This is a genomic window from Rhodoflexus sp. (genome assembly GCF_053489755.1).
The window spans coordinates 113,033-126,008 of sequence record NZ_JBRCHD010000045.1 but is presented as its reverse complement, the minus strand read 5'-3'; the positions used below and the strand labels follow the sequence as shown (position 1 = coordinate 126,008).

The window sequence follows — 12,976 nt, the reverse complement described above, 5'->3', positions numbered from 1 at the left end:
CATGGTTTGCAACAAACTGATCGGAAGGATTACTTTACCGGATGACAGTAAACGGCTTCCTTTTGATTGGGATCAAATGGCTTGGGACTCACGTAGGGGATGCCCAAACCCAAACCACGCAGAATAAATAGCGTTGCCAGCAACATCGCCAGATAAGGACGAACGCCTTTGATGGCATTTCTAACCTTGATACTGATAAACTGACTGGAAACAACCGTTGTCAGCATCATCGGTATAGTTCCCAAGCCGAAGCCTGCCATGTGCATCACACCGCCCGACATACTGTCGGCGAGTATAGCAGTAGCGCCTGCCATATAGACAAAGCCACAGGGCAGCAACCCATTCAACATTCCGATTAGCACGAAAGTAGCCGGCGAGGGGCGGTGCAGCAGCCAGTTGAAACTCTTTTTAATAAAGTTCGTCAGGTGATTAAAACCCAGCCATTTGCCGATTTTATTGCCAAGCGTATCAGGTATAAAATAAACAATGACAATCAGAATGCCCACTTCAAAGGCTAACCACTGCTGATAGCCGGATCTGAAAAAAGTCTCTCCAAAATAACCTAAAAGTATGCCAATGAGTGCATAAGTGATTACACGCCCGCTGTTATACAGAATAGCGTCTCGGATCAGTGCGATGCGTGCGCTGAAGTCCATCGGAATGGAAAGCGCAATCGCACCACACATTCCTACGCAGTGAAAACTGCCGAGCAGCCCCATCAAAAATCCTGTCCAAAGACCAATCATAAAAAAGTGTCGTTTTACTTATTTGACCTGAAACGCATAATCTTTGAAATAGCTTCTGCCTGCGGCTTTTATTTGCAGTTTGGCGCGCCAATAACCCTTTGCCAAAGGTTCTGTATGAATGTACTGCTTACCCTCTTCGTCGGGCGTAAATGCCACTCTAAAATCTAATTTTGCGTCCGAAGGGCGATAAAAATAGATTTCTCCTTCGCTTTGCGTCACCCATTCTTTCGGGCATACAAAAGTCACTTCGGTGGCGGTTTGTTCCATCCGTAACAGGTTGCCCGCTTCTCTGGCGTGGCCGACAGCTTCGGCATGTGCATTAAAATTTTCTTCCTGACGGTAATAATCTTTGCTAACCATTAGCACATCGCTGCGCATGGCAACAGCTACCATGTAGCCAATCATGGCTACAAAAAGTACAAAACTTACAACTACGCCGTGTCCCCAGTGAAATTTCATTTATCTGATTCGTTTATGTTTAAAAATGAGCGTTTGCTTCACAAACCTGACGGGTTTTCAAAACCCGTCAGGTTTTCTTAATTGATGAAAAACGCACTACATCGGCCCCATAAAGGTTGTTTTGACTGTTTCCAGCAATTCGTTATTGGCGTTGTAAACCCCAATTTTTACAGGCGTTTTCATGCCGGTCAATTGTGTGTTGTCTAATTCAACGAAAAATGCGCCGTCTGCCAGCCCTTCGGCAGGCGCCATAAGCGCGGCATCGCCAACCATTCGGATTTTGCCTTGCGGTTCAAGCAGTTTGATTTGGAGGCGCAGGTTGTCGTGCGATTTATTGATAATCTTGATATTGTACAAATTGGTAATATTGCCGTTGTCGGCTTTTTGAAACAGCGTGCCTTGCGCGCGCATCACGCGCACGCCAATTATGCCGCGCGTGAAAAGCAAGCCGCCAATAACGCCTAAAAGCGCTAACAACACCATAGAATAAGCTGCCATACGCGCGGTAAATTTTTTGGGCTTCTCCGCATCCGGATAGCGCTCCTGTTCAATTTCATTGCGCGAGGCGTAGCGCACCAATCCGCGTGGCTTGCCGATTTTGTCCATGATGTTGTCGCAAGCGTCAATGCAAGCCGTGCAGTTGATGCATTCCAACTGGGTGCCGTTGCGAATGTCAATGCCTGTGGGGCAAACGTGTACGCATTGCATACAATCTATACAATCGCCCAGCGTGCGCTTTTCATTTTTGCGCATTTTGCCGCGAGGTTCGCCGCGCACCTCGTCGTAGGTGATGACGATAGAATTTTTATCCAATAAAACGCCTTGTAAACGCCCGTAAGGGCAAACAACGGTGCAAATTTGTTCGCGGAAATAGGCGAACACCATATAAAATACGCCGCTGAATATCAATAAAGCCGTAAAACCCACCCAATGCTCACTGATAGGTTCTCTAATGATTTTGTACAATTCTTCAATACCGATGATGTAAGCGAGAAACGTGTTGGCTATCAGCACAGAAATTGCGTAGAACACAGCGTATTTGCTGCCCTTTTTCAGGATTTTTTCGCGATTCCAAGGCATTTTGTCCAATGCCTTTTGTTGCATGTAGTCGCCTTCTATGAGGTATTCAATTTTGCGGAAAACCATTTCCATGAATATGGTTTGCGGGCATGCCCAACCGCAGAAAAGTCTGCCATAAACGACCGTAAACAGGATGATAAACACCATGCCCGCCAGCAGCATTAGCACAAAAATGTACATATCTTGCGGCCAAAATATGTTGCCCAGTATAATAAACTTGCGCTCCAATATATTGATTAACAGCAAGGGGTAGCCGTTGATTTTAATGAAAGGCCCGGCAAACAGAAAAATCAGCAAAGCCGCTGAAAACCAGTGCCGATAGCGAGTAAATCTTCCCGAAGGTTTTTTTGGATATACCCACTTGCGTTTGCCTTTTTCATCTACCGTAGTCAAGCGGTCGCGAAACGATTCGTCCTTGCTTACGAGATGGTCTATTATATTTTCCATAGCTGATGAGCGCTTTATTGTTCAAACCTGACGAAACCTGACGGGTTTCCAAAACCCGTCAGATTTGAATCATATGCAAATATGAAGACAACCATCGCTCAAAAAAGATGATGTAGGTCATCTCTCCTATTTTTTCATAACTTTGCCGCCATTGCAAATCATTTTCTATGAAAATTTCTTATCAGTGGCTCAAACAGTTTATCAATATTAATGAACCGCCCGAAGCGGTTGGCAAAATGCTGACCAGCATAGGGCTGGAAGTGGAAGCGATTCACCCCGTAGAGGTGGTCAAAGGCGGGCTGGAGGGCGTGGTCATCGGACAGGTATTGACTTGCCAAAAACATCCTAACGCTGATAAACTTAGTTTGACGACGGTTGATATTGGCGGCGGCGTCATATCGCCCATCGTTTGTGGCGCGCCTAATGTAGCGGCAGGGCAAAAGGTGCTTGTGGCAACCGTCGGCGCAACCATTTACCCTACCAATGGCGAGCCTTTCACCATCAAAAAAGCCAAAATCAGAGGGGAAATTTCCGAAGGCATGATTTGCGCCGAAGACGAACTCGGGCTGGGTACATCGCACGACGGCATCATGGTATTAGACACCGACCTGCCGCCCGGAACGCCTGCCGCGCAGTTGCTGCAATTAGAAAATGATTTTGTGTTTGAAATAGGTTTGACACCCAATCATGCCGATGCGGCTTCACATTACGGCGTTGCCCGCGATTTGAGCGCCCTGACCGGACTGGAAATTTGCTTCCCCGAACCCGTTGATTTACCTATAGGCAACCGCCGCGAAGCGATAGAGGTTATCGTTGAAAACACAGAAGCCTGCCCGCGCTATTCAGGCTTGACTATCACCGGTTTGCAAGTTGGCGAGTCGCCTGATTGGTTGAAAAAACGCTTGCAAGCCATCGGACTCTCGCCTATTAACAACGTAGTGGACGTTACCAATTACGTATTGCATGAGTTGGGGCAACCATTGCATGCCTTTGATTTGAACAAAATTGCAGGCCGTACCGTGCGCGTAAAAACCTTGCCCGAAGGCACAATGTTCCGCACGTTAGACGATGTAGAGCGCAAACTCACCGCCCACGACCTAATGATTTGCGATGGCGACAGCCAGCCGATGTGTATCGGTGGGGTTTTCGGCGGCAAAGAGTCGGGCATTTCCGACGGCACAACCGCTATTTTCTTAGAAAGCGCCTATTTTAATCCGGGTTACATACGTTCAAGCGCTATGCATCACGGTTTGAAAACCGACGCAGCCTACCGCTTTGAGCGCGGCGCTGACCCTAACATGACCGTCAAGGCGTTGAAGCGCGCCGCCGCTCTTATTATAGAAATTGCAGGCGGTCAAGTTTCCTCTGATATTATTGACATTTACCCACAACCGATTCCCAACCGCGAGTTCACGGTTAAGTACAAAAATATTGACCGCCTGATTGGCAAAAAATTAGACCGCGCACTCATTCGCCAAATTTTGCAGCGTCTTGAAATTCAAATTCTTGCAGAAGATGAGGCGACGCTGACCGTATCCGTTCCGCCGTATCGGGTGGATGTGTTCAAAGAGGCTGACATTGTCGAAGAAATTTTGCGGATTTATGGTTTTGACAACGTAGAGTTGCGCCCTTGGCTTAGCGCCGATTATCTGGCGGAACATGCAACGCCTGATCTGTTCAAAATTCGCATGGAGCTGACCAAGATGTTAGCTGCAAGCGGCTATCGGGAAATAGTTACCAATTCGCTCACCAAACCCGCTTATGCCGAGGCGCTCGGCTTCTCTTCGGAAAGCCATGTAAAAATTATGAACCCACTTAGCGTTGATTTGAGCGTTATGCGCCAATCGCTGCTGTTTTCAGGCTTAGAAGTTATCGCTTATAATATCAATAGGCGGCAAAAAGATTTGCGACTTTTTGAATTCGGCAAAACCTATCATAAGCAGTTGAAAGCCGATGGAACGCTGTTTTATGTGGAAAATGACCATTTGGCGTTGTTTGTTACCGGCAACAAGCATTCTGAAAGCTGGCAGGCTGCCGAACAAAAAACCGACTTTTTCCAATTGGCAAGCGCCGTACAGAAAACGCTGCAAAAGTTGGGCGCTACGCAAGCAGCCCCGCAAGAAATAGAGAACAGCAGCCTTTTTGCTTACGGACTGGCGTTTGTAATGAACAAGCGCGAAGTTGCCCGCTTGGGTCTGGTGCAGATGGCTCACACCAAAATGGCGGATATCAAGCAAGATGTTTTCTACGCCGAAATAGACTGGACATATCTGGCTGCCCAATTAAAACAACCTGCTTACAGCGAGCTTTCTAAGTTCCCCGAAGTGCGCCGCGACTTGTCCTTAGTTCTTGATAATCAGGTAACATTTGACCAAATCCGCCGTTTGGCTTATCAAACGGAACGCCAATTGCTCAAAGCGATAAACGTTTTTGATGTGTTCACAGGTGCAAATTTGGGCAGCGGCAAAAAAGCCTATGCGATTAGTTTCATCTTGCAAGACCAGAACCAAACTCTTACAGACCAAGTTATTGATAAAACAATGGAAAAACTGATGGGTGCGTTTGAGCGACAGTTGGGCGCAGTAGTCAGGAAATAACATTAACCATTATTCTATGCTTCGTGTGTTTGTTCTTCTCTCGCTGCTGTTGCTTAGCGCCGAACTTTGGGCGCAGTCAGATGTGCATATCGTCTTCTTTCGCGATAAGCGCAATTCGCCTTTTAGCTTAGATAGACCGCAAGAGTTTCTCTCGCAGCGTTCGCTGGAACGCAGGCAGCGACAAAATATCCGGCTGACAGGTAGGGACTTGCCCGTAACGCCTGCCTATCTGGATTCGATCCGCAAGACAGGTGCGCGGGTGCTGTACCCTACGCGCTGGTTCAACGGGGCTATCATCAGCGCTACCGATGCGCAAATGGCAGCGATCAACCGTCTGAGCGTAGTACAGAGCAATGCAGCCCGGCGTCTGAGTAGGGTAGAGGAGGGTATGGCAGGCAATAGTATTGCTACAGTGCCGCGCAACGATCGGACAGAGGCGGTAGAGTCGTTTGATTATGGTTTTTCAGCGCGTCAGGTGAGTATGCTGGGTGTTGATGCGATGCATCGCGCAGGCTTCAGAGGCGAAGGCATGCACATTGCGGTGTTGGATTGCGGCTTTCCGGGCGTTACGACTGCGCCAACCTTCCGCAATCTGAATGTATTGGGAACGTTCAATTTTGTGGACGGCAATACCAACGTTTTTAACTCCTGCACACACGGTACACGCGTACTTTCTGCTTTGGCAGCTTTTTTGGAAGGCTCGCTGGTGGGTACTGCGCCCAATGCTGCCTATTATCTTTTCCAAACAGAAAATAACCTAACCGAAACCCGCGCCGAAGAGGCTTGGTGGCTGGCAGCTGCCGAACGTGCCGACAGCCTCGGCGTAGATATTATTTCGACTTCAGTTGGCTATTATGCCTTCGACGATCCTGCGCAAAATTATACCATCAACGATCTGGATGGGCGAACGGCACTTATTACTCGCGCTGCCAATGCTGCCTCTTCTGTAGGGATTCTGGTGGTGAAAAGTGCAGGTAATCAGGGAAACCGTGCTTGGGGACGCATTACTTTTCCCGGTGATGCAGACTCCGTGCTCACAGTTGGATCGGTAAATGGTATGGGAGTATATTCATCGTTTAGTTCCAGAGGCCCTACTGCCGATGGGAGAATCAAACCCGATATAGTTGCATTGGGCGAGGGTACTATTGTTAGCCTGCCTTCCGGCACTGTTACGGGCGACGTAGGCACTTCTTTCGCTGCACCACTTGCCGCAGGTTTGGCAGCAGGCTTCTGGCAGGCACATCCGCGCATGCACAACATGCAGGTAATAGATCTGATTCGGCGCTCCGGCAATCGTGCGCGCAACCCAAACGATTCGGTCGGTTTTGGAATTCCTAATTTTGAGCGCATGCAACTGCTGCTGACTTCGCTTCCCAATGAAGAAAAAAGGCTTTCAGGCATCAAGGTATATCCTAATCCTGTTACAGGAGAAGTCAATTTGAGCTTCCCGGAATGGCTACAAGGGCAATCCGGCACAGTGCTGCTTACAGACTTGTCGGGCAGGCAACAGCTACATACCGCATTCACCGTTAGCAGTAAGCCGCTGACTTTGTATCCATTGGTTGCCAAGGGTGTGTATTTGCTCCATGTTGCCCTTAGAGACAGTAAACAAACTTTTTCGCTTGTATTTGACTAACAACTTGTTCGTGATTTGGACTGAAATTTTTTATGTCTGCTATTCGCTTATTGATTGCCGAGGACGATGAAGTAGCGGCCAAGAACCTTTGTTTTACGCTGGAAGATATGGGCTACAAGGTCTTAGGACACACTACTCGCGGCGAAGATTTGTTACGCATGGCTGAGATGTACAGGGTAGATCTTGCCATTCTGGATATTGACCTTCCCGGACAATTAGATGGTATTGAAACAGCAGCAAAACTGCAACGGTTTGATATTCCTTATATTTTTTTGACGGCTCAGTCGGATACAAAGACGCTTAATCGCGCTAAGTTGACACAACCTGCGGCTTACTTGGTCAAACCTTTTGACGAAGCTACGCTGCGATCTACCATAGAACTGGCAGTTTATCAACATGCCGTCAAGTCAGGTCAGCCAGTGCCTGTACAGATCCATACGCGCTATTCAGCCGACGACAGTATTTTCGTTAAAGCCCGCACGCGTTTGGAAAAAATCAGGATAGGGGAGGTGCTTTGGGTAGAAGCCAGTGATATTTACTCCGAAATTCATACCCGATCGGGAAAGTACATAGTCAATTATCCACTGAAAGTAATCGAAGAAAAATTTCCGGAAAGTTTATTTTTTCGGGTGCATCGTTCGTTTCTGATTAACTTGCAAAGCATAGATGCGCTGGAAGATAACGAGCTGATTATCAACGGTCAGCGAATCCCTATCGGGAAGACCTATCGCTCTCGTCTAATGGAGAAGCTGGAAATTATGTAAGTGTTGTTACTGTCGCATTTGCTTAGGGCCGTACCACAGCCAAAACCCTGTAACCGTGAATACGAGCAAGGCCAGCCCCATAATGCTGGTGTACAGCAATTTGAACCATTCGCCCGAAATTCCTAAGTAGTTGTCTATGAGCGAGCCATCGTGCAGGTCTTCTATCCAATCGGCGCGGCGCTGTTCTATGAGCAATACCTCACCCGTAGCACCGTCTATTTGCAGTCCAGTGTAATGATCTTTAAATGTAAACTTCACTATGCCTTTGTCGGGGCGAACATCTATTCGATCTATTACTGTGGGCTGTTGTAGGTCTGACATGGTATGCACTGCAATGTGATGTAAGGAGTCCAAAGGTAGCCATTGGCGCAAGTCGGTGCTAGTCCCTTTGCTGGACTTAGCGAGCAGATAGCCGCCGCTGTTCTTTTTCCAGCCCAGCAGCAAGCCGGAAATACCGATAATGGCAAAGAAGATAAACAGCGAAGCGCCTGTTAGGCGATGTATTTTTCGGAAATCGCGTAGTAGTTTAGCTTGTCGTTGTCGGTTGTTCAAGGGCATTTTTGTAAAGTTTGTAGATCAGGATAGACATCAGCAGTTCGTCGGTACATCGGTTTTATAGTTTCAGAAGGCGTATTGGCGCAGAACGCCTTCTTTTTTGAAACCCAAACTTTCGTAGGGCGCAGGGCAATCTTGTTGCCAACCGTAAGGCTTAGTTTTAAGCGGCGAACTCCCAACACTTTTGCACACATTTTTTATCTCTTCTGAAACATCGCCTTGCCGGATAGGGGTTTATCGCTACGCCGCGTAAAGTAAACGACATGCGCTGTCCGATAGGCATAAGGGATCAGTTTGCATATACCTGCTGTAAATATATCTATAAACTTATAAACGGCAATAAGAAGAAAGGCAGTTGAGTGCCTCACCCAACTGCCTTTCGATTTATTTCAGAGAAGTTTTACTTTACAGTAATCTCGTCTATACATGCATCGAATACCTTGTGTAATAGGCTCAGGCGCACGTAATCGTCCACCTTTTGGCTGTTTTCCTGATCTTGCAACATGCGCATCGCCAAGGTTTGCTCTATGCCAATCATGTTGAAATAGCCCATGCGTACAATCTGCATAAAATTGATATCGCTCAGGTACTGCACTACGTCCTGCATATCAACTTTAATATTTTTTGCCTTCGCCAGTTCTGAAATGAGTATTTCAAGACGCATAGTATCGCGGTAGCTTTCGTAAGATCGCTCTATTTGCTCTTGAGTCAACCTAGGATTGTTGGCAGACAGCCAACGCTTCATAAATGCATCGGGCAGATCGAAGTTGTGTGTCTGCAACAGTTGCATTTGGAACTGATTCAACATCTGATCTTTTTGCATGATGAGCGCTTCGCGTTCTTTGATTTGGCGCATTCGCTGGCGCAGTGCCGCTTCGTCTTGTACCTTACCCGGTCCAAAAATGGCATTGAAAAACGCTTGGTTCATTTCAGGCAGTTGCTTTATAGCAATATTAGTGATGGTCATTATGAACTCACCACTGATATTTTTGACAAACTTTTCGCTTATGCCAAGCAACTCGCTGACTTGTGCATCTGTAGGGAAAAGGGTGCGCAGATCAAAAGTGACCGAATCGCCTTTCTTTTTATCAAGGAAAAATGATTTATGCTCGCCTAATTGGTCTATTGTAAATATGCCATAACCTCTCGAATCGGGAGTGAACATATCGCGCAACTCTTCAGCGTTGTCATAGCTCGGCACCTGAATCGGTTGACCGTTTGCGGTAATGATATATCCGTAAATAGTAACACCCGGCTGGTCGGTGATTGTTGGTTGCTCTTCGTAAGAAGCGTGCATGTCGCGCAGCAAGAGGATGAGAGCATCTAAAGATTCTTCGCTGATTTCAGCAGTAGGCTTTTCAATTACAATAGACTTGCTGAGTGTAGGTACTATTTCAGGCTTTAGCCCGATTTCGTAAGAAAACTCAAACTCGGTTTGCGTATCCCAGTCATAGTTTCCATTTTGTGTGGCATCGCTCATCATCGGCCCGCCCATGATCTGGATGTTGTTCTCAAGGAGGTATTTTTCCAAAGCATCGGTAGAAGCAGCAGATACTTCTGATACCTTGATAGACTTTCCATACATTTTGCGAATGATACCAACAGGAACTTTGCCGGGGCGGAACCCCTTAATCTGGGCTGTTCTTGCATATTCCTTTATTTTTTTTTCGATCCTGTCTTGGTAATCTGCCTCGTTGATTGTAATTTTAATGGAGGCCGTAAGGGAGTCGTTTTTTTCTAATGTGATTTCCAAGGCTCTAAATGAATTAAGCTATAATACAGAGGTGGTGATAGCTGTTGGTAAAACCAACGTTTTCAAATATTTAGTGCGGATGGAGGGATTCGAACCCCCACGCCGTGAAGCGCCAGATCCTAAGTCTGGTGCGTCTACCAATTTCGCCACATCCGCCTAAAAGTTCGGCAAAAGTAATCCACTTCTGTGAAAACTCAAGTTTCTCTATGATTTTTATTTCCAATTAAGCAGCTTTAAGGTATGAAAGACGACCCGCATCTACTTACGGAAGAAACTACAGCTGCTAATTCCTCAGAAACAGCTGTAAAGGACAGCAATGTACCAATTAAAGATATAACAGGGGTGATTCCTGTTGATGAAAAACTGGAACAAGAACGCAAGGAAATCCTACGCCGTTATCGGCACATATTGCGTAAGGTTAGCCCTGTACTCAAGAATCCAAAGGAAGATGTCAAACGCATTAAAGCTGCCTTCGAGATGGCTGAGGAAGCCCACCGCAATGAGCGGCGCAAATCAGGAGAGCCTTACATCTATCATCCGCTGGAAGTTGCCAGAATTGTTGTTGAGGAAATTGGGCTTGGCGCAACTTCGGTTATCTGTGCATTTCTGCACGATGTGGTAGAGGATACTAACATTACTATAGAAGATATTCGCCGTAAGTTTGGCGATAAAGAAGCGCACATTATTGATGGGCTGACGAAGATTAAGGGTACGCTGCTGGACGACAGTACTACCGAGCAGATCGAAAACTTCCGCAAAGTACTCTTCAATCTTTCGCAAGACATCCGCGTGGTGCTGATCAAAATTGCAGATCGGCTGCACAATATGCGCACACTAGACGGCATGAGGCGCGACAAGCAGCTACGCACCATCTCAGAGACGCAACTGATCTACGCCCCGCTTGCGCATAGGCTGGGCTTATACGAAATCAAAAGCGAACTGGAAGATCTTTGTCTGAAATATAAGTCGCCTGAGATCTATAACGATATTCTGCGAAAGATCAAGAAAACACAGCCTGCCCGTGATAGATTTGTCAAGAATTTTATCAAGCCAATTGATGAGAAATTGCGCGAACGCGGCTTTCAGTTTACCATTAAAAGTAGGGTAAAATCGGTTGCATCTATCTACAACAAAATGGAGAAGCAGAAAATACCCTTTGAGGAGGTGTACGATCTGTTTGCCATTCGAATTATTCTCGACTCGCCTTATGAGCGAGAAAAGGACGATTGCTGGGTTGCTTACTGTATCGTAACCGATTTTTATCAGTCTAATCCGGAGCGCATGCGCGACTGGATCGGGAATCCGCGCAGCAACGGCTACGAGTCCCTGCATATTACTGTGATGAGCGATACAGGGCAGTGGGTAGAGGTACAAATCCGCACCAAGCGCATGGACGAGATAGCCGAAAAAGGACTTGCCGCACACTGGAAGTACAAGGAAAAATTGCCGAAGAATGCTCGGCACTCTACCAATTCGCTCGAAAGTTGGCTGAACCGCATCCGCGAAACACTGGAAAACCGCGATCTGGATGCACTGGAGATGATGGGCGAGGTACACAAAGATCTGCACGAAGAGGAAGTATATGTCTTCACCCCCAAAGGGCAAATGAAGATATTGCGCAACGGCTCGACTGTGCTCGATTTTGCCTTTATGATCCACACCGATCTGGGTTTACACTGTCTTGGCGCAAAAGTGAACGGCAAGCTAGTACCCATCAGCTACGTGCTGAAAAATGGGGAAAAAGTAGAAATTATCAAAAGCAGCCTGCCCAAAGCTACTTCCGACTGGTTGAAGATCGCCAATAACAAAAGAACGCATTCCAAAATCAACCAGTTTCTCAATAGTAAACGCAATTCGTCTGTTGAAAAAGGACGCGAGATTATCAAGCGCAAAATTGAGCAGATGAATATTCAAGTGCCGCAGACAGAAGAATTCCGCCTGAAACTTGCCAAAAAATTCGGACAAAATTCCATCATAGACTTTGAAGAGAAACTTGGCAAAGGCGAGCTGGATCATACGCAACTAAAAGAGGCAATCCGGACGCTGTTGCAAGACATGAAAAAGCAGGAAAAAGTGGCACTCACAGCGCCTGAGAAGTCTATTAAAAGCCTCAAAGCCACCAATAGTGGTAAGTTAATGATCGGAGGGCAGTCGGGCGATATTCTTTATACGCTTGCTAAATGCTGTTCACCTGTTCGGGGCGACGAGGTGATCGGTTATATGACTGTCAGCCGCCGTTTGATGGTGCATAGGATTGACTGTGTGAATGCTGTGAACCAGATGGCAAAAGATAACAGTAAAGTTATTCCGCTGGAGTGGGTGGACGAGGAGAAAAGTACTGACAAACGCACCGAAGTTTTTGCCAAGATTGCCGAAGGCGATCGTACACAGCCTGCCCAATCGGCAGAAGAAGTAATAGAAGTAGAGCCGGAAGAAGTGATTCCTGTTCCACCACCCGCGCCGATGCAGTATGAGGTAGTGCTTAGTATGTATGGCTTCGATCGCGATGGTATTGTCAATGAGGTTACACAGGCCGTACATACGCACAAAGTCAGTATGCGGTCAATTACTATGGGCGAAACTGAGGGCATGTTTGAAGGCCAGATCGTTGTCCGGGTAAAAGACATCGAGCATTTAGATGGCCTTATCAAAGACCTCGAAAAGTTAGAAGGCATTAAGGGAGTCAAGCGGAGCGTTTTATAGTCGGTGTAAAAAAGACATAGTACTCCACCTATAAGCAAGACGCTGAAAACAATCTGTTAATTGACCATCGTTTTATGCCCGACTGTCTGCATTGAGGCTGTTTAAAAAGTAACACAGACTTTAGTCTATGATTTCCTAAATAACTGGTAATGAAGCAACTACAGCCTGAAGTCTGTGCTACGTGTAGCCTTTCTGGATAGCCTCGTTGTTCATTTTCAGAGAAGCCTACTTTAAAT

9 protein-coding genes and 1 tRNA gene are annotated in these 12,976 nt (G+C 46.7%); 4 read left to right on the top strand and 6 right to left on the bottom strand.

Going from position 1 to position 12,976, the window contains the following annotated elements; all coding sequences use genetic code 11:
• Positions 1–29: 29 nt before the first annotated feature.
• The 3 genes from ACWIP2_RS10415 to ccoG form a co-directional block, all read right to left on the bottom strand.
• Entirely contained in the window at positions 30–746 is a 717-nt protein-coding gene (locus tag ACWIP2_RS10415) for a sulfite exporter TauE/SafE family protein (RefSeq protein ID WP_448519868.1), read from the bottom strand.
• A gap of 18 nt (positions 747–764) precedes the next feature.
• Positions 765–1,205: a FixH family protein gene (locus tag ACWIP2_RS10410; protein ID WP_448519867.1), complete on the bottom strand. Its 441-nt coding sequence runs from the start codon at positions 1,203–1,205 to the stop codon at positions 765–767.
• Between the two features lie 96 nt (positions 1,206–1,301).
• Entirely contained in the window at positions 1,302–2,732 is a 1,431-nt protein-coding gene (ccoG, locus tag ACWIP2_RS10405) for a cytochrome c oxidase accessory protein CcoG (RefSeq protein WP_448519866.1), read from the bottom strand.
• Between the two features lie 167 nt (positions 2,733–2,899).
• Here ccoG and pheT point away from each other — a divergent pair, with 167 nt between their 5' ends.
• Genes pheT through ACWIP2_RS10390 form a run of 3 tightly spaced genes read left to right on the top strand, consistent with a single transcriptional unit; the run spans position 2,900 to position 7,729 of the window.
• Positions 2,900–5,329 carry a phenylalanine--tRNA ligase subunit beta gene (gene pheT, locus ACWIP2_RS10400; RefSeq protein ID WP_448519865.1) on the top strand — a complete coding sequence of 810 codons (2,430 nt, stop codon included), beginning with the start codon at positions 2,900–2,902 and terminating at the stop codon, positions 5,327–5,329.
• 16 nt (positions 5,330–5,345) lie between these two features.
• A complete protein-coding gene (locus tag ACWIP2_RS10395) occupies positions 5,346–6,965 on the top strand; it encodes a S8 family peptidase (RefSeq protein ID WP_448519864.1) in 1,620 nt (539 codons plus the stop codon).
• 32 nt (positions 6,966–6,997) lie between these two features.
• Positions 6,998–7,729: a LytR/AlgR family response regulator transcription factor gene (locus ACWIP2_RS10390; RefSeq protein WP_448519863.1), complete on the top strand. Its 732-nt coding sequence runs from the start codon at positions 6,998–7,000 to the stop codon at positions 7,727–7,729.
• 6 nt (positions 7,730–7,735) lie between these two features.
• On the opposite strand, the gene ACWIP2_RS10385 is transcribed toward ACWIP2_RS10390, so the two are convergent.
• The 3 genes from ACWIP2_RS10385 to ACWIP2_RS10375 all read right to left on the bottom strand — a co-directional run bounded on the left by ACWIP2_RS10385 (position 7,736) and on the right by ACWIP2_RS10375 (position 10,193).
• A complete protein-coding gene (locus ACWIP2_RS10385) occupies positions 7,736–8,287 on the bottom strand; it encodes a PepSY domain-containing protein (protein ID WP_448519862.1) in 552 nt (183 codons plus the stop codon).
• A 397-nt stretch (positions 8,288–8,684) separates the two neighbouring features.
• A complete protein-coding gene (locus ACWIP2_RS10380; protein WP_448519861.1) occupies positions 8,685–10,037 on the bottom strand; it encodes a trigger factor in 1,353 nt (450 codons plus the stop codon).
• 74 nt (positions 10,038–10,111) lie between these two features.
• Positions 10,112–10,193, bottom strand: a tRNA-Leu gene (locus ACWIP2_RS10375).
• An 84-nt stretch (positions 10,194–10,277) separates the two neighbouring features.
• Here ACWIP2_RS10375 and ACWIP2_RS10370 point away from each other — a divergent pair.
• Positions 10,278–12,740, top strand: coding sequence for a RelA/SpoT family protein (locus ACWIP2_RS10370; RefSeq protein WP_448519860.1), 2,463 nt, complete (start codon positions 10,278–10,280; stop codon positions 12,738–12,740).
• Positions 12,741–12,976 lie beyond the last annotated feature (236 nt).